Source organism: Blastopirellula sediminis, from assembly GCF_020966755.1.
GTDB lineage: Bacteria > Planctomycetota > Planctomycetia > Pirellulales > Pirellulaceae > Blastopirellula > Blastopirellula sediminis.
Genome location: NZ_JAJKFT010000004.1, coordinates 1 through 24849, shown reverse-complemented (window position 1 = coordinate 24849; position 24849 = coordinate 1). Strand labels below are relative to the sequence as shown.

The 24849-nt window shown below is 59.2% G+C and carries 22 protein-coding genes and 1 tRNA gene; 12 read left to right on the top strand and 11 right to left on the bottom strand.

The window, feature by feature from the left end:
• Both LOC68_RS03910 and LOC68_RS03905 read left to right on the top strand, forming a co-directional pair.
• Positions 1-390 carry a DUF4430 domain-containing protein gene (locus tag LOC68_RS03910; RefSeq protein ID WP_230215984.1) on the top strand — a complete coding sequence of 130 codons (390 nt, stop codon included), beginning with the start codon at positions 1-3 and terminating at the stop codon, positions 388-390.
• Between the two features lie 45 nt (positions 391-435).
• Positions 436-1041: a DUF6580 family putative transport protein gene (locus LOC68_RS03905; RefSeq protein WP_230215983.1), complete on the top strand. Its 606-nt coding sequence runs from the start codon at positions 436-438 to the stop codon at positions 1039-1041.
• 240 nt (positions 1042-1281) lie between these two features.
• Here the strand turns inward: LOC68_RS03905 and LOC68_RS03900 are convergent, their stop codons facing one another.
• Positions 1282-3693 carry a HEAT repeat domain-containing protein gene (locus tag LOC68_RS03900; RefSeq protein ID WP_230215981.1) on the bottom strand — a complete coding sequence of 804 codons (2412 nt, stop codon included), beginning with the start codon at positions 3691-3693 and terminating at the stop codon, positions 1282-1284.
• Positions 3694-3772: 79 nt separating this feature from the next.
• Positions 3773-5527, bottom strand: coding sequence for a hypothetical protein (locus tag LOC68_RS03895; RefSeq protein WP_230215978.1), 1755 nt, complete (start codon positions 5525-5527; stop codon positions 3773-3775).
• 292 nt (positions 5528-5819) lie between these two features.
• Here LOC68_RS03895 and LOC68_RS03890 point away from each other — a divergent pair, with 292 nt between their 5' ends.
• Both LOC68_RS03890 and LOC68_RS03885 read left to right on the top strand, forming a co-directional pair.
• Positions 5820-6770 (top strand): histone deacetylase family protein, encoded by a 951-nt coding sequence (locus LOC68_RS03890; protein WP_230215976.1) that lies wholly within the window; start codon positions 5820-5822, stop codon positions 6768-6770.
• 181 nt (positions 6771-6951) lie between these two features.
• Complete coding sequence (locus tag LOC68_RS03885) at positions 6952-7401, top strand: response regulator (RefSeq protein WP_230215974.1); 450 nt, start codon at positions 6952-6954, stop codon at positions 7399-7401.
• Positions 7402-7419: 18 nt separating this feature from the next.
• Here LOC68_RS03885 and LOC68_RS03880 read toward each other — a convergent pair whose 3' ends face one another.
• The 3 genes from LOC68_RS03880 to LOC68_RS03870 form a co-directional block, all read right to left on the bottom strand.
• Positions 7420-7662, bottom strand: a complete 243-nt coding sequence (locus LOC68_RS03880) for a hypothetical protein (RefSeq protein WP_230215973.1) — start codon at positions 7660-7662, stop codon at positions 7420-7422.
• 282 nt (positions 7663-7944) lie between these two features.
• A complete protein-coding gene (locus LOC68_RS03875) occupies positions 7945-9279 on the bottom strand; it encodes a S41 family peptidase (protein WP_230215971.1) in 1335 nt (444 codons plus the stop codon).
• Positions 9280-9403: 124 nt separating this feature from the next.
• On the bottom strand, positions 9404-10618 hold the full coding sequence (locus tag LOC68_RS03870) for a DUF4013 domain-containing protein (RefSeq protein ID WP_230215970.1): 1215 nt from the start codon (positions 10616-10618) through the stop codon (positions 9404-9406).
• A gap of 178 nt (positions 10619-10796) precedes the next feature.
• Here LOC68_RS03870 and LOC68_RS03865 point away from each other — a divergent pair, with 178 nt between their 5' ends.
• Positions 10797-12437 carry a DUF1549 domain-containing protein gene (locus LOC68_RS03865; RefSeq protein WP_230215968.1) on the top strand — a complete coding sequence of 547 codons (1641 nt, stop codon included), beginning with the start codon at positions 10797-10799 and terminating at the stop codon, positions 12435-12437.
• 16 nt (positions 12438-12453) lie between these two features.
• Positions 12454-13758, top strand: coding sequence for a DUF1501 domain-containing protein (locus LOC68_RS03860; RefSeq protein ID WP_230215967.1), 1305 nt, complete (start codon positions 12454-12456; stop codon positions 13756-13758).
• 272 nt (positions 13759-14030) lie between these two features.
• Here LOC68_RS03860 and rpsI read toward each other — a convergent pair whose 3' ends face one another.
• Together rpsI and rplM are read right to left on the bottom strand one after the other, a co-directional pair.
• Positions 14031-14507, bottom strand: coding sequence for a 30S ribosomal protein S9 (gene rpsI / locus LOC68_RS03855; RefSeq protein WP_230215965.1), 477 nt, complete (start codon positions 14505-14507; stop codon positions 14031-14033).
• Between the two features lie 51 nt (positions 14508-14558).
• Positions 14559-15020: a 50S ribosomal protein L13 gene (gene rplM, locus LOC68_RS03850; protein ID WP_230215963.1), complete on the bottom strand. Its 462-nt coding sequence runs from the start codon at positions 15018-15020 to the stop codon at positions 14559-14561.
• Positions 15021-15410: 390 nt separating this feature from the next.
• On the opposite strand from rplM, the gene LOC68_RS03845 reads away from it, so the two are divergent.
• Genes LOC68_RS03845 through LOC68_RS03835 form a run of 3 tightly spaced genes read left to right on the top strand, consistent with a single transcriptional unit; the run spans position 15411 to position 18598 of the window.
• Positions 15411-16652 (top strand): NAD(P) transhydrogenase subunit alpha, encoded by a 1242-nt coding sequence (locus LOC68_RS03845; protein WP_230215961.1) that lies wholly within the window; start codon positions 15411-15413, stop codon positions 16650-16652.
• Positions 16649-17182, top strand: a complete 534-nt coding sequence (locus LOC68_RS28830) for an NAD(P) transhydrogenase subunit alpha (RefSeq protein ID WP_230215959.1) — start codon at positions 16649-16651, stop codon at positions 17180-17182. Before LOC68_RS03845 ends, LOC68_RS28830 begins: the two co-directional genes overlap by 4 nt.
• A 30-nt stretch (positions 17183-17212) precedes the next feature.
• Entirely contained in the window at positions 17213-18598 is a 1386-nt protein-coding gene (locus LOC68_RS03835) for an NAD(P)(+) transhydrogenase (Re/Si-specific) subunit beta (protein WP_230215957.1), read from the top strand.
• Here LOC68_RS03835 and LOC68_RS03830 read toward each other — a convergent pair.
• Entirely contained in the window at positions 18595-19071 is a 477-nt protein-coding gene (locus LOC68_RS03830) for a hypothetical protein (RefSeq protein WP_230215955.1), read from the bottom strand. The genes LOC68_RS03835 and LOC68_RS03830 overlap by 4 nt on opposite strands.
• Before the next feature lie 326 nt (positions 19072-19397).
• On the opposite strand from LOC68_RS03830, the gene LOC68_RS03825 reads away from it, so the two are divergent.
• The 3 genes from LOC68_RS03825 (at position 19398) to LOC68_RS03815 (ending at position 21758) form a co-directional block, all read left to right on the top strand.
• The gene (locus LOC68_RS03825) at positions 19398-20939 is read left to right on the top strand and encodes a PP2C family protein-serine/threonine phosphatase (protein ID WP_230215953.1); all 1542 of its coding nucleotides are present in this window, start codon (positions 19398-19400) and stop codon (positions 20937-20939) included.
• A gap of 85 nt (positions 20940-21024) precedes the next feature.
• Positions 21025-21109, top strand: a tRNA-Leu gene (locus tag LOC68_RS03820).
• Positions 21110-21275: 166 nt separating this feature from the next.
• Positions 21276-21758, top strand: a complete 483-nt coding sequence (locus tag LOC68_RS03815) for a hypothetical protein (protein WP_230215951.1) — start codon at positions 21276-21278, stop codon at positions 21756-21758.
• A gap of 144 nt (positions 21759-21902) precedes the next feature.
• Here LOC68_RS03815 and LOC68_RS03810 read toward each other — a convergent pair whose 3' ends face one another.
• The 3 genes from LOC68_RS03810 to LOC68_RS03800 form a co-directional block, all read right to left on the bottom strand.
• Positions 21903-22832 (bottom strand): metallophosphoesterase family protein, encoded by a 930-nt coding sequence (locus tag LOC68_RS03810; protein WP_230215949.1) that lies wholly within the window; start codon positions 22830-22832, stop codon positions 21903-21905.
• A gap of 196 nt (positions 22833-23028) precedes the next feature.
• Positions 23029-23415: a hypothetical protein gene (locus LOC68_RS03805; protein ID WP_230215947.1), complete on the bottom strand. Its 387-nt coding sequence runs from the start codon at positions 23413-23415 to the stop codon at positions 23029-23031.
• Between the two features lie 91 nt (positions 23416-23506).
• Positions 23507-24451 (bottom strand): DUF1559 domain-containing protein, encoded by a 945-nt coding sequence (locus LOC68_RS03800; protein ID WP_230215945.1) that lies wholly within the window; start codon positions 24449-24451, stop codon positions 23507-23509.
• Positions 24452-24849 lie beyond the last annotated feature (398 nt).

Here is a 24849-nt window from a genome sequence, read left to right as displayed (position 1 = left end):
ATGACTTCGCGCCCTCTGTTTTTTGGTCTCGTCCTGGCTCTCGCCGCGCTCGCGGGGACCGGTTACTCCGCAGAACCTGAAAAAACGGTCAAAGTGGTCGTCGATTTCGGCGATGGAAGCGAAAAGCACTTCACGCAGATTCCCTGGAAGGAGGAGGCCAACGTTTTCTCCGCCACCGCGGCGGCCAGCGAGCATCCGCACGGATTTGCCCTGCAAAGCCGCGGATCAGGCGCCACGCGGTTCGTTTTCGCGATTGACGACGTCAAAAACGAGGGAAACGGGCGAAACTGGATTTTCCGCGTCAACGACAAGTTGGCGACGCGGAGCTGCGAACTGGTCGAAGTCGCTCCCGGCGACGTGATCTTGTGGCGTTTTCAGCGATACGAATAAACGTGTAAGATGGGAGCTTCACCCATGTGTCGATGCGAGCAAACGATGAAAAAAGAAACCGTTGAACGATTGTTGCTGGTTCTGCTGCTGGTCTCCCTTGGAGTCGCACTCCGCTGGATGCTCTACAGCTACCCGAACGTCGCTCCGACCGCTGCACTCGCCATGTTCGCTGGGTACAAGCTTTCGAGCGTCCGTTGGGCCTTGATGGTGCCGATCTGGATCACCACGCTCAGCGATTTGGTGATCGGCGGTTACGCTTGGCCGGTGATGCTGACCGTATACGCCGCGTTGTCGCTGCCGGTCTTTTTGGGAATCGCCGTTCGCCGCTTCCAGCCGAAGTCGGGGAGCTGGCTCGCCAAACTGACGAGAGGCGTGATGCTCGGCGGCGCTTCGGTCGTCGGCTCGGTCCTCTTCTTCCTGATCAGCAACTTCGCCGTCTGGGCCGCCTCCGCGACTGGATTGGGGCTGCCGATGTACGAAGCGACCTTGGTTGGGCTGGGCGAATGCTACGCCGCCGCATTGCCGTTCTTCCGCTACACGCTGACCGGCGACCTTGTCTTCAACGGGGCGATCTTCGGAGCGTACGCTCTCGGCTGCTTGCTGATCGCCGCGCCGCAGAAAGAAACCGCTGCGGCCGTTTCGGCCGAGTAAGCGCCGCCAATGGTAGCCCGAAGCGCAAGCGAGGGAAAAGCGGTCGCAAAGCAGAGACATACGTCCCATCTAGCACCATGCGCGGAGCATCTTCATTGTCCGCGCACATTCCCTCGGCTCGCGCCTCGGGCTAGTGTTTGGTCGATATCGTAAATCGACACTTCTCAGAAGAGTCCGCACGCATTTCCCTCGCTTGCGCTTCGGGCTACTAAAGAATTAGGTGGCACCGTTTCGCGGGCGCTACTCGGGCGTACCGACTTGTCCCGCGTACCACGTTTGCCAGGCGGCGACTTGCGAGTTGGCGTCGCGGAATCCTTTCTCTCGCGCGGCGACATCTTCGCCGACGACTTTCGGCAGCGCGATCAGCGCCGCGTGCTGTACGCTTTTGGAATCGCCGAGCGTCCGGATCAGCGTGGGGATCAGCAACTGTTCACCGCTCGTTCCCATCGCTTCCACCGCCAACCGGCGCGTTCGTTCGACTCGATCGCGCGAGAAGCGATTCAGCGCGTCGACGCCTTCTTGCACATGCAGATAGGCGAGCGAACCGGCCGCCGCGACCGCCAGTTCGGCGTCATCATCGGCAAGCGTCTGCAATAAGACCGTTTCGGTCGTTGAGCCAGGATAATGCCGGAGCGTCACCGCCGCCGCCAGACGCACGCCCCGATCTTTGTCGGTTACCATTGTCGACAGAATGCCGCCGTAATCTTGGTTCGTGAACCGCTCGCACCACGCGATCGACAACCGGCGGACCGTCGCCGCTCGATGATGCAGCGCCAACCCAACGATGCGAGCGGCCGCCGGGCGACGATCCAGCTTCACAATCTCCAGGATCGCGTGCATCTCTTCTTCCGGAGCGTCGAGCCGACACGACAACGAAATTTGCTCCAGCAAATACTGATTCAGCTGGTGCTTGCGACTCGCTTCTTCCAGAGCACGGAGCGCCGAAAGCCGCAACGCCTCGTCCTTCTCCAAGGTTTGTTTCCAGTGGGCGAAGTCGGCGTCGATTTCCGGCAAGACGTTCGCCTGCAACCGCGGCAGCGGAACCTCTCTCAGTTCCGGGGCAAGTTGATCGAGCGTATCTAGTATCAGTTCGCGACGAGTCATCAGTTGCCGGCGAATTTCATTCGCCTCGGCGTCTGACGTCGCTTGTTCGTATTGCTGCACTAATTGCATCGTCTGCAGGGCCGCTTCGCGTGAGATCCCCTTTTTCACAGGGGACTCCCCTTCTCCGCCGAGCGAGCCGAACTCGCTGCGCCAAGCGTTCTCCAGGCGTTGGAGCGACTGTTCGACCGTTTCGTCCGCCGCCGGTTTCGGCTCGCCGAGTCGCATGGCGAGCCGCTGGGCGATCACTTTGCCGGAATAAGGAGACTCGATCGTTCGAAGGGCCGTGAGCATCGTCTCGGTCGCCGAGCGCTTGGGCCAATGTTCGAGCGAATCGAGCGTCAGGTCGCGTACGAGCGTGCTGGAATCGCCAAGCAGCTTGGGGGCGACGGCTTGCATCCGCAGCTCGCGATCGATCGCCAATTGTTCGGCGACGGCGCAGCGGATGCGATGTTCGGTTGAGGAGGCGAAATCAGCGATGCGGTCGAATTCGCCGCGGATCACCCAAACGTCGATCGCCGCGAGGACGCAGACGATCGCAGAGTTCTCATCGATCGCGGCCAGCACGTCGGCCGCCGCCTGATCTTTGCAGCGAGCCATTCCGCAGACGGCGTCGCGACGAATGCTCATCGATGGCGAGCCGATTGCCCGCTGCAGATCTCCCAGCGGGGCTGCCGTTCGCCGCGCGGCGGCGGAGACCATCTCGGCCCGATCTTCGAGGAGCAGCTGCGCCTCTTTCGGCGTTTGCCCGTTCCAATCGAGATACATCGCGTCGAGTGCCGCGGCGCGAACGTCGTCGTAGTTGGATGCGAGCGCCTCGAGCACCCGCTCGTCGCTTCGTACGTGCTCACGTATCGCTAAAGCGTACATGAGCTCCGCCTCTAGCTTCTCGGCGCTGAGCACCTCGGCGGCCTTGGTTTCTCGAGGCGCCATCCATTCGTCACGCGATTCGTACAATTGGTCGATCGCAACTTGTTCGCCGGCCAGCGCCAGCGCTTCCAGGGCGGCGCAGCGGGTCGATGTCGGTAGATCGCGGTTTTCGATGGCGTCGATCAACGCGGTCGCATTCACCTGACCGCGTCGCGTTTGACCGATCGCGGCGGTCGCTAGAACCTGAGGATTCTCCGCTTCGGCGGCGGCGGAAAGAATCTCGTCCCGTTGCTTGTCCTGCAGGACCGAATCCAATTCGCGATGTCGCCAATGCGGCTGTCGGAAATACGAAGTCAAGAAGCGGCGATCGGCGGCGGTAATTCGCCAGCCGTCGGTTTCGACCTCCTTACCGCGAAGCCCCGACTTCGATGGCAATTGAATCGTGGAGGTTAGCCTGCGTTCGGCGTTGGCAATTTCCAACTTGCGCGAGATCTCGGTCCGCGGCGGCGTTTCCGCTTCGCTCGGCTCCTGCGACGACTCTTTCGAAGTCTCCAAGAGTGCGTCGAAATCATCTTCGGGCGACGCGGAGGGAGGCAGTTCGAGACGAGGGCGCAGCGCGAAACAGCCGGTCGTCGATAATACGACCAACAATAGAATCGCCAATGTGCGCAGTGCTAGCATAAAAACAGCCGCTCGCAGGAAGAAACCACGGCGGCTGTTGATAGCTATCTATGGGCCAGCAGACAAGAGCAATCGCCGTTTACGGCATTGGTCCCATCGGCATCGGCGTGGCTCGGCCGGCAGCCGGAGCGGCCCCAGGGACCGGGCCGAACGGCATATCGGCAGTCGGAGTCATCGGAGCGGCCGGTTTGCCGCCAGCGGGAGCGACAGGGCCTTTCGGAGCGGCCGCAGGAGCAGCCCCAGCCGGCGCCATTCCCGGAACGGCGCCAAACGGCATGTCGGCGCTCGGGACGACCGCTTCACCAGCAGCATCCTCAACGACGCCGGCGCCTGCGGCCAGCTTGTTGGCCAAACGTTCCACCTTCGCCTGCTTATCTTTCACGGCTTTCGCCAGATCTTCGTAAGGCAGGAAGGGATCCATCGGCGCGGTCGACGTCTGGAAACCCATCGGGCTGTTCATCGGAGTCGTCGAGGCGGTCGTGTCGGTGTCGGCGGCGACGATCAGTTCGTCCATCGCCTTCGCCAGATCGATAATCGCCGCTTGCTCTTCGGCCGACGGAACAAAGCGGATCAGACCGCTGCTCAAATTACGGATGTCATCCGCTTTCGCGTCGTTGCCGACCAGACTGACTTTGAGCGAGTCGACGTCCGCTTTAACGCGACGACGGAACGTCAGCTGCAAGCTGTGCAGCGGCGGGTTCGTGTTGACGAATTCCTTTTTCTTCGGCTTCATCGGCTTGCCGTCAGGGCCCATCATCGCTTCGTCGCCGTAGCCGCTGCCGCCGCCATATTCCATCGCCGGCATGGCCGAGTAGCCTTCCATCCCGTATCCGCCGGGGCCGCCCATGCCGCCGGGTCCTCCGGGGCCGCCCATTTTCATTTCTTTCAGCTTTTCAGTGAACCAGGTGATGTCGTCGTCCACCGACTTGGAAGCGAGCTTGGCGACGAGACCGACTTGCACGTTTGGATCAAAGCTCTTCTTCACCGCGTCGTCGCTCGGCATTGCGGCCAGCGTCAGCGCCGCATCGACTCGCAGCGACTTATCGGCGTTTTCATTCTCAATCATCTTGCCGAGCGATTTTGCGACCTCTTCCAGCGACTTGCGAATCTCGCCGCTGGCGTTCTGATTGCCGCCTGACTTGAACATCTGCTGATATCCAGGCGAGAGCGTGCGAACCAAGTCCATCGCGCGACGCTGCGTCCATTGATGAGCGTCAGCGGAACGTCCTTCGGCCACGTCGCTCGTGATGACTTGGGCCGCGGCTTTGGTCATCCTTTCGATATCGGCGATGGTCACCGCTTCGCCGGACGGTTTCGGTAAGCTTTGAGCGAAGCGAGCATGTCGCAGCACGCCCAACATCGCGCCGACCTTCACCACGTCGTCCGCATTCGGGTCTTCCAAGACTTTCAGCATGACGTCGAGAGACGCATGATACGGGCAAACCGGCGCGTTGGTCCGCAGGTCGTATTCCTGGGCGTTCAAATCGCCGATCAGCAGCATCGCGTTGTAACGCACGACCGGATGGTAGTCGGGTTTGATCATTTCAGACATCGCTTGCAGCGTCAGCCGACTCAGCTCTTTCTTGGTCGTCGCCTGGACGTCGAGCGAGCCGTTGAAGTTACGCATGAAGTCGTGACGCTTCACGTCGACGTGCGCCCAACTGGCAGGAGCGGTCCAGCTAGGGAAGTACGCTCCCATGAAGAAGCGAGTCAGCAGTTGCTTGCCGGCGTCATCCAGCGGCTTGCGACGCGTGTATTCCTGGACCTCTAACTTGGCGGCAGTCACCCCTGCCCGCATTTTGGTATCGTCCGGATTCAATTCCGGCGCGTTCATGGGGATTACTTTGTATTGCTGTGCCCAAGCGTTTCCACAGACGACAAGAGAGAACGCAAAGGCGATAGCCAATCCGTGCAATTTCATGATTTCCACCCTGATCCGAAAACGGCGGTGAGGCGCCAGAAAAGTGAGACGAGGAGGTTTGCCAGAATAGGTTTAACCTAACCGATTTACACGCCGTAGGTTAGTACGGCATTGCGTTCGGCTTCTCTTCAGACTACTTGCGGAATGGGGAGGCTGTCAATTTAAATGCAAGCGGTACGATGTTTGCTCACCCCCTACGATTCGCATGACCCTACTCTACAGTGATCACGAGTTCCTCGAGCATGACACCGGACATCACCCCGAATCGGCCCAGCGACTTGTCGCCGTAACCGCCCAGCTGGAGCAAGCGGGCCTAATCGAGCGGTGCCAGCGTCCCGACTGGGGGCATGCGACTTCGGCCGATATTCAACTGGTTCACACCGCCGCGATGCGGACATCGGTCGAAGGGTTCTCCCTAAAAGGAGGGGGCCGCATTGAGGTCGACACCGCCGTATCCCATGACTCGTACCATGTTGCGACTCGAGCGGTCGGCGCCGCGATCGACGCAACTCGTCGCGTTTTGGCGGGCGAGGCCCAAAACGCCCTCTGTCTGGTCCGGCCGCCGGGACATCATGCGACGCCGACCATGCCGATGGGGTTTTGCCTGTTCAACAACGCCGCGATCGCCGCACAGTACGCCCTGACGAAGCTCGATCTCGATCGCGTGCTGATCGTCGACTGGGACGTCCACCATGGAAATGGGACGCAGGACGCCTTTTGGGAGAGTGAACGAGTCGGATTTTTCTCGGCCCATCGCTATCCGTTTTATCCCGGCACCGGCGATTCGATGGAAATCGGCCAAAGCGCGGGGCTCGGCTATACCCGCAATTTGCCGCTGAAATTTGGGATCTCGCGGCGCGACTTCATCACCAAATTCGCCCAAGCGATGGAAGAATTCACCGCGAAGGTGAAGCCGCAACTGATCATTCTGAGCGCCGGCTTTGACGCACACGCCGCTGATCCGGTCGGCAATCTCGGCCTTGAATCGGAAGATTACGAGGAATTGTCCCAGATCGTGCTGGGCGCAGCGGACGCCTATTCTGACGGCAAATTGGTTTCTCTCCTGGAAGGAGGGTACAACCCGGAAAAACTGGCGGAATCGGTAGAGATCCACCTGCGCAATCTACTAGCACGGGACGAAAATTCAGCCTCCTAATGAATTCTCATCCTATGTTTTGGGTATCTGCCGCTACCCTGGCAGTTCTCCGATTCGCTCTGGGACAGACGAGAGTTTTCATGTTTCGAACGATCGTAAGCGTATCGCCCCGTCGCCACGTATAGACGCCCGCGACATTTTTTGGCCGAACACACTGCGCGATCTTACAGGAACAGCTCTCATGACGCCTTCTCAACACGACAGCCGCGAATCTTACCCTGCTCGCCCGATGCGTTTTCTGGTGATCGATGACGATCGCATGACGCGGGCAATGCTGTCCGATATGCTGTCGCCGTTCGGCGAGTGCGACGAAGCGGCGGACGCCGATACCGGCTTGAAGATGATTTTGGGCGCCGATGACGAACATCGCCGTTACGACGTCGCGTTCGTCGACCTGATCATGCCGGGCTGCGGCGGCAAAGATTTGCTGCGTGCGCTTCGCTCGGCGGAAGACGAGATGGGCCTGGCCGGCAGTGACGGCACGAAGGTGGTGATGATCACCTCTTCGCGCGATACTCGCAGCTGCGTGCAAGCCTTTATGCTCGGCTGCGAGTCGTATGTGACCAAGCCGTTCACCAGCGAGCAGATCGAGAACAAGCTTCGCGTGATCGGCACGCTGGCGATGGCCTAGTTCGCCTGACGAAAACGTTTAGACGTCTTCGTCCCCTTTCGGATCGATCATCCAGCGATCGAATCGCACCGGCGGATTGAAGTTCGGCGCGGTCGTCTCCAGCGGCAGATCGGCTTCGTCCGCTTCTTCCGCCACCAGCTCGCCGCATCGTTCGATCTGATGCAACGTCTTCAGCAGATAGACGACGTAGTTCGAGGTTGCGAACGCGCGACGCGGCGAGGTCATCCCGTTTCCGGCTACGTCCCATGCATCGATATTCATTACCATAGGGGGCTCCGCAAGAAGGCCGTCATTGTGCTTTCGGTCCGTCCCTACATAGCAACCGCGGCGCCGTTTTCAGCGACTTGAATAAAAATCGCCGAGACTCGCAAAAAGAGCCGAATTCTCTCGGGTGAAGCAAGTCGTACGGAAAAGCGAACGCAACCGGCGCGATGTGCGCCGGCGGTCAGGTCGTTGAGAGAATTTACAAACGCGTTTGTAAATCGCTGCGAAGGTTTACTCTCTATGCGCGATGCGACGACGGCGGCGTTGTAAGAACGTCATTTAGCGAGCGGCGACCGAGTCTTTCAGCCGCGATTGGATGTACTCGACCGCCTTCTGCAATTGCGGATCGACGAAACCCTCCAGTTCGATTTCTTCGTCCGATTTTTCCCGTGCGTCAATCGCCGCTTGATCGGCGATATTAGAACGATCGACGTCGCGGAAACTGCGTGAGCGGAGCATGTTCTTCAATTCATCGTCCGTGAGCGGTATGGCGAAACCTTCGTTCGGCGAAACGCCCCAAGGATCGTCATCGCCGTAGTCGGGGAAGCGATGAATGTTTTGCTCGCTGGGACGCCAATAGGTGGCGGTGGTGATCTTCAGCGCCCGTTGCTGACGATCGAGCGGAAAGATGCTTTGCACCGTCCCTTTACCGTAGGAACGTTGCCCGATGATCACCGCACGATCATGGTCCTGCAAACAAGCGGCGACGATTTCGCTGGCGCTGGCGCTGTACTGATTCACGAGGACCGCTACCGGCAAATCCTTCGGAATAATCGTGCCGGCCGGCGAAGCTTCCGAAACCTCTTCGATGCGACCATTTCGTCCGCGTGTCGAGACGATCACTCCTGCGTCCAAAAACATGTCGCAGATTTCTTCGGCCGCGGTCAGATAGCCGCCCGCATTGTTCCGCAAGTCGACGATCAAACCGTCAACCTTGCCGTCAATGCTTTCCCACGCGATTTGAAACTCATCGGCGGTCAGGTCGCCGAACGATTCAATCCGGATATAGCCGATCCGCGGATCTTCTTCGAGAAAGAAGTTCCAGTTCCCCTCGCCGTCGTGCGTATCGCCGAGCACCGACGCGACTTGAATCTGGGCTCGTTCGACGACGATATCGACCGGCTTGGTCTGACCAATATGCAGCACTTGCAGCGTGACTTTGGTTCCGATGACGCCGCGAAGCCGCTGCACCGATTTTTCAAAACCAAAATCTTCCACCTTCTGACCGTCGATCGCCAGGATGACGTCTCCCGCTTGCACGCCTGCCTGATAGGCTGGAGTGCCGCTGACCGGCGTCACGACCATCATCTGGTTCTTCTTCTCGTCAAACATGACGTGAATGCCGATGCCGCCGAACTCCTGATCCAGCTCTTCGCGGAAGTCGGTGAATTCGACCGGCGGAATGTAGGTGGAGTTTTGATCCAACTCCATCGTCATGCCGTTCATCGCCGAGTTGAACAACGTCTCATCGTCGATCGGGCGCACGTATTCGTACGAGATGATGTCGAGCGACTCGCCGAACAACCGCATGAAGCGATTGCGACTCGCGGCGCCGTAACATATCAGCGACAGAAACGCGGCAACGAAGATGATCGTAAGATTGCGTCGCGGCATAACCGGTCCCGGGGACGAAACGAACGACAAGAGCAAGCGTCAGGTTTCATCGTAACTCCCCCAGGCGAATTGGGGTAGCAGCGACCGCCGCCGTCGAGCAAAAGGGGGGCGATTTCGCCCCCTGCTAGCCGCCGACGAATGGAGCCGGAACCAGAAACGCATGTTGTTCCAGCAAGCTGTAGGCGCCGCTCCACGAGACGTAGAGCGCCAAATACATGAAGAAAACGTAGATCACCACCACCGGAACCTCACCCAACCGGGCGATCCAGCGAAAGAAAAAGTTACGCGGCGTTCCCCGGCGTCGCGCTCTTCCGAGCGCCCATCCACTTAGCAGTCGCGCCGGCAACATCAGCGCCACAAAGAACAAACTCGGCAGCCAGGCGATTTCCCGGTCGATCAATTCGATCTTCAGCAGATAAAGGGGGAGTGCGAAAAGGAGCGTGATCAACAGCGCCGACCAGAAGGCGAGCGGAGCATTCTTGAACTGCTTACGGACCTCGCGCCACTCGAACATCGCCCGCCAACGATTCTCGGCGGCGAAGTGGGCCTGCATGAACGGCAAGTAAAGCAGCACGAAGCAAAAGGCCAACATCCCTGGCAAGCTGACCAAAAACGCAACCGGCGGATTCTGAATCCCACGTGCGGCGATCATCCAGCCAACCGGCAAGATCAACCATACCAGCGTCGTTAGAAACCCACGCACGCCGAGCGAAAAGTAGTAACCAAGTCGCAGCGAACCGAGAAATTCCAGACAATTGTCGCGCGCTTCTGCAAACATTCCCCCAGCTCGCACGCGTCGCCAAAGCTTTATCGGCGCCGGCCAAAGAAAGTGACGAAACTTCCCGCCGCGGAACCAGGCCCATGCAATATGGAAGCTGACCGCCAGCGATAGCGCGATCAGAACCATCGTCATCCGCTGGGGAACGAGCCCCCCTGGTTCGATCAAGTTGGCGCTGTCCCGCAGGTCGGCCAAGAAGCGCAGCGGCCAGAACAGCAGCCAAGTTCCCAGTGCGATCGAACCAATCCGGGCCGCTTTGCGAATCCCGATAAATCCTTCGGTGAACTTGCCGGTCCGCGCAATTCGCCCACTTACTTCCAGCAAATAGCCAAGGCTCAGCATGTTGGCGATCGGAATGGTCGCCAGGATCGCCAGCAGGACGATCATCGAAACCAGGCCGAAAACCCACTCGACGCCGCTGCAAACCCCATCGAAGCAAAAGCGGATCCAACCACGAATCGGCGGCGCCGCAGCCATCGCTTTTTCGGCGACCGCCGGCAGGCTCGCTACCAGATCATCGTCGTGACCGACCGCTTCGATCGGCTCGGATATCGTCGCCATGAGCTACTGGAGGTGAAAAGTTGGGGAAAAGGAGGCCCGTGGGACTCGCGCGTCCCGGCTTTGGATATACCCAGCGAATGCGGCTGCGGTTTTCGCGCCAAGTCATATTTCTTCTGCGAAACCATTTTCTACCAACGGAGGTAATTAGTACAACGGAATTGTGGGAGGAACTTGAATCGTGATTTGGCTACGAAATCTGCTCTTTATCGCCATCTGCTGCGTCGCAGTCTCGGCCGTGATCGGCGGACTCGTCGTACCACAGCGCCCCCCCCAGGTCGCGGAGATCGCTCATTCGCTCGGCCCAGTTGAGCGAAATGAGATCCAGGCCGTCGCCGTCCGAGTCGACGAACAATTCCACGAAACCTGGACCGAAGCGGGACTTGAGCCGGCTCCGGCCGCCGACGATTTGGCCCTGATTCGCCGGATTTCGCTTGGCCTGACCGGAACGGTTCCGTCGCTGGAAGAGATTCGCGTCTTTGAAGCTCGCCCCGAAGAGGAACGGCTCTCGTGGTGGCTTTCCAAGACGTTCGCCGATCGACGATATGGCGATTTTGTCGCCGAGCGACTCCGTCGCGCTTACGTTGGCGTCGAGAACGGTCCGTTTCTCATCTATCGCGGTCGCCGGTTTCTGACCTGGCTCAGCGATCAGTTAATGGAGAATCGCCCCTACGATCAGTTGACCCGCGAGCTGATCGCCGAGAACGGTCTCTGGACCGATACCCCGGCGGTCAACTTCGTCACGGCCACCATTGATCAGGATGGAACCAAGCGTCCCGATCCGGTCAAACTGGCCGGTCGGGTAACGCGGGCCTTTCTGGCGACTCGCATCGACTGCGTGCAGTGCCACAACGACAACCTGGGGGGAGACCTGAAGCAGCAGGACTTCCACGAGTTGGCGTCGTTCTTCCGTGAGGCCGAAAACTCCTTCGTCGGCATCCGCGACAATGGGAAAGCAACCTACGAATATCAGTATCTCTACTCGGAAGAGACGACGACCGTTCCATCGCAGGTCCCCTTCAATCAACATCTGCTGAAGGACGCGGCGACCGAGCGAGAACGCCTCGCCAATTGGGTGACCCATCCCGAGAACCGCCCCTTCGCCCGCGCGATCGTCAATCGGATGTGGGCGATCACCACCGGCAAACCGCTTGTTACGCCGGTCGACAGCATTCCGCTGGAAGGCTCGTTTGAAACGGGCGAGTATCCGCCGGGACTCGAACCGCTGGCTGACGACTTTATCGCTCATGGGTTCGACCTGCAGCGACTGATCCGCGTGATCGTCGCAACCGAGGCGTTCCAGCGCGATAGCCAAGCCGACTTCGAGATCACCGCCGAGCATGAAGACGCCTGGGCCGCTTATCCGGTCACGCGGTTGCGTCCCGAACAAATCATCGGCGCGATCCAACAAGCGGCGGCCCTGAAGACGCTCGACGCCGAAAGCCACATCCTGACGCAGTTGGTCAACTTCGGCGAACACAACGATTTTTTAAGGCGATACGGCGACGCCGGCGAAGATGAGTTCGCCGAACAAGGGGGAACCATTCCGCAGCGGCTGCTGATGATGAACGGCAAGCTGGTCAAGGAACGAACCGAGAACAATATCGTCCGCAACGCGGCGACGCACATTTCGCAGCTTTCGCCGAACGATCCGACACGCGTGGAGATCGCCTATTTGACCGTGCTGACGCGCCGTCCCAGCCAGGAAGAGTCGGACTATTTCGTCGCTCGCCTGGAAGACCCGTCGCTTGGTCGCCGTCAGCATGTCGAAGATTTGATTTGGGCGCTGCTCAACTCGTCCGAATTCGCCTGGAATCACTAAGGGTCGAGGTTTTTCGATGCCAACGAAACATAGCCACCACGCCGGTTGCGGCGGAGCTGATCACTTTTCGCGGCGCACCCTGCTCAAAGCGGCCGGCGGATTGCCTTGGCTAACTCCGTTGGCAGCGCAGCTTGCCGCGGCGGCCGAAGCGGATAAAAGCGGCGCCCCGGCCAAGTCGGTGATCGTCCTGTGGATGCAAGGAGGTCCAAGCCAGCTGGAAACGTTTGATCCTCATCCTGGCACGATGATCGGCGGCGACACGAAACGGATCTCGACCTCCTCCTCCGGCGTTGAAATCTCCGACCTGATGCCGAGCACCGCCGAGATCATGAACCGCGTCGCACTCCTTCGCGGCGTCACCAGCAAAGAAGGGGATCACGAGCGGGCCACCTACAACATGAAGACCGGCTATCGTCCCGACCCGACGCTCATCCATCCGTCGATCGGCGCGGTGATGTGCCATGAGCTATCGAGCGCGGGAGTTGAAATCCCGCGTCACGTTTCGATCTTCCCCAATCAATGGCCTGGGCACGGCGGATTTCTGGGGAACAAATACGACGCGTTCAAAACGTACGATCCGCTTGGCGATCTCCCTGACCTGCCGCGACGCGTCGGGGACGAACGTTTCGCCCAACGACGCAAGGACCTCGATATTCTCGAGCGGACCTTTACCCGCAATCGCCGCTCCGACCTGGAGAAGAACCGGACGCTCCACCTGGCGACGATCGACAAAGCGATCACGATGATGGACTCGGAGCAGATCAAAGCGTTCAACATCGAAGACGCATCGCAGTCGTTGCGCGATGACTTCGGCGATACGCCGTTCGGCAGAGGTTGCTTGTGCGCCGTCCAGTTAATCGAAACCGGCGTCCGCTGCGTTGAAGTCACCCTAGGCGGCTGGGATACCCATGCGAATAACCACCAGTTGCAAAGCAATCGAATCGCCGAATTGGACCCGGCTTTCTCGGCCTTGATTCGCCTGCTGGAAGAACGCGACCTGTTGAAGAGTACGGTCGTCCTGTGCGGAGGCGAATTTGGCCGCACGCCTAAGATCAATCCGGCCGCCGGACGGGATCATTGGCCGCATGGCTTTAGCGTCGCTTTGGCCGGCGGCGGAATTCGTGGCGGCGCATTGCTAGGCGAGACCGATCCCGAGGGTGAAAAAGTGACCGCCGATCTTACCGACGCCGTCGGTATCGCCGACATCCACGCGACGATCTACCAGTCGCTGGGGATCAACTTCCACCACATGTACGACACGCCGATCGGCCGCCCAATGGCGATCAGCGACGGAAAGCCGATCGCTTCGATCTTGGCGTAGAGCGAACGTGGTTAGCCCAGATAGCTCCGCTTTCTGGGCGGCGCAGCCGCAGGACGCGTCAATCCACGGCGAGCCGAACCGGGGCTCCATGCGGTCCGTTTCGGTAAGCTGTCCGCCGATTTTCAGCCAGCCGCGGATCGATGCTTTCTGCCGACCTTGTCGGCCGCGATAGCGACAGCTATCGCGGCTAACCAGCATCCGATCAAGCGCACGAAAAAAGCTCGTCCCAAGCGGAACGAGCTTTTTCTGATTCTTGCTGACAGTACGAGCGATTAACGCTTCGAGAACTGCGTTCCGCGGCGGGCGCCACGCAGACCGTACTTCTTGCGTTCCTTCATGCGGGAGTCGCGGGTCAGGTGACCGTTTTCACGCAGCGCCGGGAAGGCGGCATCGTCCAGCGCGGCCAGAGCACGACCGAGACCCATGCGGCAAGCGCCAGCTTGGCCCGAGGTGCCGCCGCCGTTGACCAGAACGCGGACGTCGAGCTTTTCGGCATAGCCGGTATCAACCAGCGGGCCCATGAAGGCGGCCTGGTCTTGGATGTTCGGGAAGAAGTCTTCCAGCGAGCGGCCATTGATGCTGATCTTGCCGCTGCCGCTCTTGATGCGGACGCGAGCGACGCTCGTCTTGCGGCGGCCGGTGCCCAAGATGACGCCGTCAGACGATTTCGCCTTCTTCACCGGAGCCGGAGCGGCTTCAACGGGAGCTTCGGCGGCGGGGGTTTCGACATTCGTTTCGTCGGTCGACATTGTGTTACCTTAGTCTCGTATTCCCTTAGACTCGCTGTATTTCGTTATCGCTTACTTGCGCTTCTTTTGTTTGACTTGACCCAGACCGGTCAGCGGCTGCGGCTGCTGAGCCTGATGGGTGTGCTCCGGACCGACGAAGATCTTCAGCTTGTCGAGCATTTTGACCGCCAGCTTGTTCTTCGGCAGCATCCGACGGACCGCGTCACGCAGGATCCACTCCGGATGACGTTCCAGACGCTTGCCGGCCGTTTCGACCCGCAGTCCGGGGTAACCGGTGTACCAGTTGTATTCTTTCTTGTCCCACTTGCTGCCGGTGAACTTCACCTTTTCGGCGTTCACGACGACGACAAAATCGCCAGTGTCGACATGGGGAGTATAGGTGGGGCGATGTTTCCCCATCAAAATCATGGCCAAATCGCTCGCCAAGCGACCGACGATCTGATCTTCCGCGTCGACCAGCCACCATTGCTGTTCGATTTGACCGGGCTTCGCCACGAAAGTTGTAGTCGACATAGTATCCTGGCTCTCAGACTTCTCTTGGCTCGAGTTTATCCTGACTCAATCGTCCAATCCGGATCGCAGAAATTGTCCCGGAACTTGGATTTCTCCCCAGCAGCCGCTTTGAAAGGGAAATGCCGCTTTCAAACGCCCTATCTGGCCCCAGCTTGGTCAGGGGAAACACGTATGTTACCGGCCTACCGCCGAGTCCGCAAGTGCCGCGGGGACTGATTTAAAGAAAGGGAGAAAACCCGCACTGGATGCCGCCGAGATCCAGAAAAAAGGGTTCACAGACGCCCCTCCGTGTGTAAGAATTTTCCACCATTGAAGTTGTGCCGCGCGGCATTTGCAGCTCGCCGCTTCCAGAATCCCCAGGCGCCGCGCCCCACGACCTAGGGAAACATCATGATTATTGCCGTCGTTCGCGAAAATTTTCCGGGCGAGAAGCGTGTCGCCCTGATCCCCGCGTCCCTTGTCCCGTTGCGCAAAATCGACGCTGAAATCGTCGTCGAGACCGGCGCCGGCGTTGCTGCGGGCTTCCCAGACGCCGATTATGAGGCTGCCGGCGCCAAAATCGTCCCATCTCGGGCTGACGCCTTTGCCCAGGCCGACGTCGTCCTCCAAGTCCGCTCGCTTGGATCCAACCCAGTAGCGGGGAGAGTCGACCTCGACCTGGTCAAACCGGGCCAGATCCTCATCGGCGGCTGCGATCCGCTCGGCAATCCCGCCGCCATCCAGGAAATGGCTGCCAAAGGAGCGACCCAGTTCGCCCTGGAGTTGATCCCCCGGATCACGCGGGCTCAGAGCATGGATATCCTCTCCTCCCAAGCGACCATTACCGGTTACCGCGCCGTTTTGATCGCGGCGACCGAGCTCCACAAGATCTTCCCCCTGATGATGACCGCGGCCGGGACCCTTTCTCCCGCCAAAGTCTTCGTGATCGGCGCCGGCGTTGCTGGCTTGCAAGCAATCGCCACGGCCAAGCGACTGGGGGCCGTCGTCCTCGGTTACGACGTACGGAAAGAAGCCCAAGAACAGATCGAAAGCCTCGGCGCGAAAGCGGTCGACTTTCAACTCGAGTCGGGCGGCGCTCAAGACAAAGGGGGCTATGCCAAAGACCTGGGCGAAGAGTTCTACAAGAAACAACGCGAATTCATGGCCAATACGGTTCGCGAATGCGACGTCGTCATCACGACCGCCGCGATCCCCGGCAAGAAGTCGCCGCTGCTCGTCAACACGGCCGCCGTGAATGGCATGCGTCCCGGTTCGATCGTGGTCGATCTCGCCGCCGAACGAGGCGGCAACGTCGAACCAAGCGAAGCGGACGTGCGAGTGGATCACAACGGCGTACTGATCCTCGGCCCGACCAATCTGCCCGCCGAAGTCCCGCAACACGCGAGCCAGATGTTCTCCGGCAACATCACCAAGTTCCTCCTCAACCTGGTCAAAAAGGGAGAGAAGGAACTGACGATCGATCCGGAAAAAGATGAGATCGTCGCCGGCACGCTGGTCGCTCGCGGTGGCGACGTGGTCAGCAATCGAATTCGCGAGATGCTGGGAATGCCGCCGATCGTTCCGCCGGAGCCCAATGACAAAATCCCGCTGGAAGATGAGCCAACGCCGCCTGCCGAAGGAAACGCATCATGAGATGGCTGTTACTAATGCTGCTGATCTTGGGCAACGGGTCTCTGGCGATCGGCCAAGAGAGCGAAGCCCCCAAAGCCGAAGAAAAGCCGGCCGCCGCGGAACCTGCGGAGAAAGAACCGGCTGCGGAAAAGCCACCGGCAGAGGAAACGCCCAAGGCCGCTGAAGCGACGCCAGAGGAGCCCGAAACTGAAACGACTCCATCGCCGGTCGATGGCGAGCCGCAGCCGCTGACGAAGACGTACACGCGGTACGACGCATTGGCCGCGAGTCTCACGATTTTCATCCTGGCGATCTTTATCGGCTTCGAGTTGATCACGAAGGTTCCGCCGACGCTGCACACGCCGCTGATGTCGGGCTCCAACGCGATCAGCGGAATTTCGATCGTCGGCGCGCTGATCGCAGCCAGCGCCGACAACGCACCACTGGCCGCAATCATCGGCCTGGTCGCCGTCATCCTGGCGACGATCAACGTGGTTGGCGGCTACCTGGTGACGCACCGCATGTTGGAAATGTTCAAACCGAAACGATAACGCGACTCGGCTTCCACGAAGGGACAACTTGTGAGAGACGCCTTAATCAATCTGGCCTATGTCGTTTCGGCGATCCTATTCATCTTCGGCCTGAAATACATGTCCCATCCGCGCACCGCGGTAAAGGGGAACCTGATCAGCGCCGGCGCAATGCTCTTGGCGGTGGTGCTGACGCTCACCGCGATCGGCATGGTCGGCACGTATGTGATTGCCGGCCTGGTGATCGGCGGCATCATCGGCGTGGTATTGGCCGTCAAGGTGCAGATGACCGAGATGCCGCAGTTGGTTGCGTTGTTCAACGGCTTCGGCGGCGCGGCGACCGTTTTTGTCGCCGGGGCTGAATTGCTCAAACCTGATACCTCGACAGCCCCGGACGTGATGCTGGCCGCAGCTCTTTCCGGCTTGATCGGCGCGGTCACGTTCTGGGGTTCGCTGGTCGCCTATGGCAAGCTGCAAGAACTGAAGATGTTCAAAAAGCCGATCAACATCCCCTCGGGCGCGGTCGTGAACGGCGTCATGGTGATGATCTTGCTGCTGCTGACCATCTTCATGGCGGGATCCAACTGGAGCGTCTTGCCGTACATCTTGATCGTGATCATCGCGTCGATCCTGGGCTTTACGCTCGTTGTGCCGATCGGCGGCGCCGACATGCCGGTGGTGATCGCGCTGCTCAACTCTTATTCGGGACTCGCGGCGGCGGCAACCGGATTTGTGATCGACAACAACGTGCTGATTATCTCCGGTTCGCTGGTCGGCGCCTCCGGCATCATCCTGACGCAGATCATGTGTAAAGCGATGAACCGCTCGCTGACGAACGTCGTCTTCGGCGGCTTGCAATCGGCCGCGGCGGCGTCCGGCCCTGCGGCGGATGAAGTCTACGCCAACGTCCGCTCGACTTCGGCCGACGACATAGCGATGATTCTCGACGCAGCGCAGCGCGTCGTCGTCGTTCCGGGATATGGCCTGGCGGTCGCCCAGGCCCAACATGCCGTTCGCGACATGGCGACAGTCCTCGAAGACCGAGGAATCAACGTCGAATATGCGATTCACCCGGTCGCCGGTCGCATGCCGGGGCACATGAACGTCCTGCTGGCCGAAGCGGACATCCCCTACGAAAAGCTGCGCGAGATGGATGACATCAATCCGACGATGGGCCAGGTCGACGTCGCGATCGTGCTCGGCGCCAATGACGTGGTCAATCCGGTCGCCAACACCGATCCCAACAGTCCGATCGCCGGCATGCCGATTATCAACGTCGACAAGGCGCGGACCGTGATCGTGATTAAACGGAGTCTCAGCCCCGGTTTCGCAGGCATTCCGAATCCGCTGTTCGCCGCCGACAACACCTTGATGTTCTTCGCCGACGGCAAAGAGGCGATTCTCGACATCATCACGGCAATCAAAGAAAACGCCTAACCCGCCAATCGGGTCGCGAACGAAGAAGTCAACGCGTACGCTTCGACCGATTCCCACGTGAAGCCGTTCCAGCGTTCAATCGCGTTCCACTCGTTGCGGCCGATCGCACGCAGCGACGCACACCACTGCTGCGGATCGCTGCCAAGCCGCCGCGCGAGCGCTTCGATCTTCAGCATGTCTCCTGGCCGCATCCCGCACATCGCGGCAAGTTCGCGCCAAGTCAGAAGCGGTTGATCCGCGTCAATTTCCAAACGGAACAATCCGTCGCAGTAGAGATCGGTTTGCTCGCGATCGCACCGGAGATACGAACCGTTGATATGCCGCACCGCGCGATTGGCCGTCTCTTCCCACGACTGGTTGGTTGAAAACCAAACGGCTGGACGAATTCGCCCAGAGCCGTCCGAACTTGGTTTCAAAATCCCGCTACTCAGAATCGCGTCGATGCGCCGCCCGTTGGTGTAGTGCCATTTCATGTCTTGTGCCCTCATTAGCCGCCTGATGAACTTGGAACTGTCTTTTTGTCCACCAGGTTTGGGACACGTTTGGTCAAAACGGGATGCAGGCGATAACGATTCCTCCGGTTCTTCCTCAGAAAAGTCCGCCTAATGGGTACGATCTTCCGCGGCGCATGTGAAATTAGGAAAAGCAGCTAATGCGTGCTAGCTGTGACGCCGATTCCCTAACTGTTCGACGAAGGAAGTCGACGTAGGTTGGCGGGCGCTATGGATCAGCGCCTCGAATTTAGATCGCCACGGATGCGGCGGAAAAGGACATATGCAGACAGAATTGGCGCGCAACTATGGCTCGGCCCTTTCCCAGCTACCTTCGTATTCACCGACACGATTCGGCGCAACCGGTCGCCGACAAGCCTCACTTTCCAGGACTCGCTTCCGCTAGTGAAGCATTGGTCGAAGCTTTCGGCTGTCAACTGGAATTCCAAGAAGGCGCCGCCGGAAAGGGATACGCCGTCGTCGACATGGACGGCAAATCGACCGGGCGACTGCTGGTGAAGCCGGTGCTGAATGACCCCGACTTCGCTCCTCCCCGCGAAGTCGCGAAACTTGCCGGCGCCTTGGCCGAGATGATGTCGGAGGTGAAGCGACTGCAATCGGCGCTCGAGCGTCGTGAAGCGGAGCTCGCGACCAATATTCCGGTTTCGGTCGTCGAATCGAAGAACCACATCGCCACGAAGCTCCAGGCCATCCTTCGCGGCGCGATCGAAAACGTCCATGCGTCGGCCGCCGCGATCTACATGCTCGACGATTCGACCAGCCAGTTGAAACTTCGCGCCGCTCTCAACCTTCCGCCTGATCGCTTCCTGGAACCGGCCCGACCGCTGGCCGCAGCAGTTGCCGACCTCGAAGCACTCTCCGGCAGCGCCGTCGTGCTGGAAGATACCGCTCTGTTGCCGCATTGGCGCTGCCCCGAAAACTTCCCCTCGGCCTGCTGCATACCGATTTCGACCGCGTCGAACCCGATCGGCACCCTCTGGGTTTTCTCCGAAGAATACCGGGACTTCTCGGAAGCCGAAACGCAAACGCTGGAGATCATCGCTGGGCGAATCGCGTCGGAACTGGAACTGGACGTCGTCCTGCAAGACAAGACCGAGTCGCGTCAGCTGACGCAACAACTGCATGCGGTCGCCGCTCAACAAGATCACCAACTTCCGCACATCAAACCGCTGCTCGAAGGTTGGGACCTGGCTGGTTGGACCGAACAAGCCGAACAAGCCGGCGGCGACTTCCATGACTGGTCGATGCTCGACGACGGCGCCTTGGCGATCACGGTTGGCGACGTCGATGGACGCCAGTTGGAAGCGGCGATGATGGCCGGGCAATTGGCGACCGCCGTTAAGGCGCACAGCCGCTATGCCGCCGACGCGCGGACCTTGGTCAATCGGGTGAATCACACCTTCTGGTCGACCTCGGCCGGAGATCGTTTCGCTTCGCTCTCGTACGGCGTGATCCATCCCGACACCGGTTTGATCGAGATCGCCAACTCCGGCGAAACGTGCGGCCTGCTGATTACGCCTGACGGTTGGGAAGAATTGTGGGAAATGTCGTTCCTGCTCGGAGCCCGCACCGACGTCGATCCGCGGTATGTCGAACGCCTCCTGAAGCCCGGTTCGGCGATCACAATGATGTCGTCCGGCGTGCGGGAATACCTGTTCGATGAAGCAGGTCCGGAAGGAATCGCCCAATTTGCCGAGCGACTACGGGAGCACCTGGAACTTCCGGCCGATCGAATTCTGACGGCCGGGCGTGAACTTCTCGCCAAGCTCGACCGTCCTACCGCTTGCGACCGGACGATTTTCGTGGTCAAACGCCGTCCAGATCGGTAATTTGCCCCCGCTTGACCGCAACCGCGGTTTTCCTAGACTAATGTGTTCCATTACGGTCGCTTACGGCGACAGTAAGGCCAAAGCCGGGCTAGTGGCGGAATTGGCAGACGCGCTAGGTTGAGGGCCTAGTGTCCGTAAAGGACGTGCTGGTTCGAATCCAGTCTAGCCCACCTCAAGAAATCCCATTGTTTCGCGGTAACGCGGGCAGTGGGATTTTTTCTTTTCTTGTCTCGGCGACTCTCTTTTTCCCGCACGCGGCGGCACGCCGTAACCTCGCCGCTTGGCCAGCATCCACGTAGTAGACACATAAACTATTTACACGAACCCGAGTTCGCCATGTCCGCTCTAGCCGCCTACACTTTGATCCACGTCGCCATCAGCCTGGTTGGAATCGTTTCCGGATTCGGGTTCGCCTATGCCCTGATTACTTCCCGCCCGCAACCGGCATGGACCGCGACCTTTTTCGCCTCAACGGTGTTGACCAGCCTGACCGGATTCGGCTTTCCCAACCTTCACCTCACCCCAGGGGTGATCATCGGCCTGATTTCGCTGGGACTGTTTGCGTTGGCGGCGTATGCCAGGTATCGCGAACATGCCCAAGGGGGTTGGCGAGTCGCTTACGTCTTGTCGTCGCTCGTCGCTTTTTACCTGAACTTCCTGGTGTTGGTCGTGCAGTCGTATCAAAAGATCCCGGCGCTGCATGCAATCGCACAAACGGAAGTGGTCGCACAGTTGGTCGTGCTGGTCGCTTTCCTGATCGCCGGCTACTTTGCAGTCCGGCGCTATCACGCGACGCCAAGCCTCACGAGCGCCGCTTGATCGCAGTTATCCAATTCGATCTACTGAAGGCGGCTCGGGCCAATGGCCCCCGTCAAAGAGTCTCCGCCTGGGCCAAAAAAGAAACCCGGTTCGTTCTCACGACGAACCGGGTTTTTCTCGTTTCATGGTTGGGCGAATGTGCGACTACGTCACTGCATTCCAACCGTAATCGACGTACTTGTACGCGAACGTGCCGTCCGGGTTCAAGTCGACCAGGCCGAAACCTTCCTGCATGCCGCGATATGGTCCACGCCACCAACTGCCGCAGACCGCGCCGCCGCAGATGTAGGTGACGCCGTTGTATTCGATTCGTTCGAGCTGGTGATGATGTCCCGAAAGGGCCAGCTTCACATTGTGTTTGCCGAACAGCGCCCCCAGTTTCGGCGCGTCGCGGCACATCGCGCTATAGCCAACGCGATACGCCAGGTCATCCTCGCGACCTTTGTCGAAAGTGGTCACGGTGTAAATCGGAATGTGGGAGACGACCAGCGCCGGCGTTTCGGCCGGCTTCGCTTCCAGATCTTTGGTGAGCCAGTCGAGTTGCTCTTCGTCGATATAGGCCTGGTACCGATTGTCCGGCGCCATCTGAATATCGTCGAGGATATAGAACCGCCATCCTCCTTGATCGAAGGCGTAGTAGGTCTTTTCGAGGCTGAGCTTTTCGCAAACCAGCCCTTTCCCGAACGCGGCGTCTTCCGGCTTCACGTCCTGGCGGTGCGACCAACCGAAGACGTCGTGATTGCCGATGCACGGGTAGAACGGAATGTCGGTCTCCCCTTTGCTGACGTCGCTGTAGAGCGCAAAGAGCTTATCGGCCCGATTGCGGTTATGAGCGAAGACGTCCATCACCATGTCGCCGCCGGTGACAATCACTTCCGGTTTCACGTCGAGCGCGTTGACCGCCGCCAGGCATTTGCGGAAACCATCCGCAGCCGAGAGTTCGGGCTGAACATGGATGTCGGTCAAATGGGCGAAACGAAACGGCTTGGCGGTTTGATCGGCTCGGGCGAAGCTCGGCAACACGCATCCACTAAGGGCGGCGCTGGCCAGTTGAAGAAAATTGCGTCGTCGCATCAAGTCTCTCCTGCGAGTCAGTAGCGGCTAATCCAACTGCCAGGATAGCAATTCCGCCGCGAAGCAATTCTAGCCCACGGGAAGTTTCGCAGAAAGTTAACGCGAAGGCCTGTTTTCCAAGACGCGTCCGCCTCATAAGCAGGGGACAAAGCCCTGCTTATGGACCTATTCAAAGTCGAACTGGGCGGTGAGCGGTTCACTCCAAGGTGATATCGAACACGTTTTCGCCATCGGCCGAAACGGTCTTTTTGATCGTCGAATCGCCGTTGTACTTCGCGGGAATGTACGACTCGGTGATCTGTTCGCCGTACTGATCTTTCTCGCTCTTGGTGCGGACGGCGCTGATGCGCAGGATCTTGTCGCCTGGGGGAGCCTCGGCTTTGATTTGGCCGTTGACGATTTCCCCCATCGCGGCCATGGTGGCGCCATCGACCGAGTCAAACACAATCGTCCCCTGCTCGATCGGCTCTCCCTTGTAAGTAACCGTGCCGGTCACGGGATAGGTATTCTTGGTTGAGCCCGAACACCCTTGGAGCATCGGGACGAGCGCGACGATCCCCAAGACCAATAGCTTCATACGCATTGAACATCTACTTTTACGAACCATTCAGATTGGGAAGCGGCCTGCGCAAACAAGTCGCAGGAATCGATTTGATCCAAGCTTGGATCTCGGACTACGGAAGCTCGAAGACTTCCCCTCCGTTGCGCGTCCCCATCCCCTGGAACACCGTTTGATTGACCGTTTCTGGAATGAAGCGAACCGAGCCGTCCGCCAGCGCCACGTGAGCGCCTCCCGGATGATAGCTGCGAGCGTGCGTTTCCATGTTCGAGCTTGTGCACTCGCGGCAAGGAACCTTTTCCGTTCCGTTGCAATACTGCAACCGATCGCCAACCGGCGTGTTGGGAGCCCGCATCGTCGTGAACACTACGTTGCCGTGATACGGATTGTGGTAGCGTCCGCGTAAATCGTGCGTACCACCGCAAACGACATTGCCGGCGCCAGACGCGCCGATCGAATCTTGCTGCAAGCGGATCTCGCCGATCATCGCTGTGTTTGACGTGCCATCGGTAACTGCCGCAAAATCGGTTTTGCTGCGCGGATAAAACATCCCGTTGGTTATGCCGGCTCCGCTGCCGGTGTGGCTATTTCCGTTGCAGACCAGGTAGCTACCGTGGAAGCCTTGTTGCTCAACTTTTTCTTTGAGCGGCTCTGAAGGGCAGACGAAACCGTCGATCACCACGTTCCGCAGGTTCGTCGGCCAACCGCCGGGGAACTCGTTGTTTTCGATCCGCGGCTTATATTGGTCGTACAAATTGCCTTGTTCGACGAAGGGCAGAATCAGATGGAACCAGGAAACGCGACGATTGCCCGAGTAGCCAGGGTCCGCTCCATTGATATTGCAGTTGGTGGCCATCGGAAAGACTTGGAACGTGTCATGGTAGTTGTGAAACGCCAACCCGAGCTGTTTCAGGTTGTTCGTGCACGACATCCGTCGCGCGGCTTCGCGGGCCTGCTGCACTGCGGGGAGCAATAGTGCGATCAAGACCCCGATGATTGCGATGACGACGAGCAATTCGACGAGCGTGAAGGCTCGTCGCGAAAGATGAGAGCGCGACATGACTCGACCCCGCTAGAAAAGAGAATGTGAATAGCGGACTCGATTAAATCGCACTTTTTTGGATATTACAAGATTTTTCTCTTTGCATAAAATGGGCGTTTCTTTCACTCGAAGAGAAAAACACCCTACCAACGCATCAAACAACGCATGGAACGTGGCCGTTGCGCTGCTGAGTGAAGCAAAGAAAGAAGCCGCGAAACGCGATCTGCTTCCTCCAACTGTTGAACTGCCAGGATATGCAGCGCGTTGAATTTCGACATTCGTCGCCAGCGTCGCAGCGCGCATAAAAAAACCTCACGCCAGCGTTAGCTGACGTGAGGTTTCGTATAAATATGGTTGTGACCAAGCTGAGCTGAGTGAGACTGTCCCATGGTAGACGTCTAGTTAAGCGATTGCTC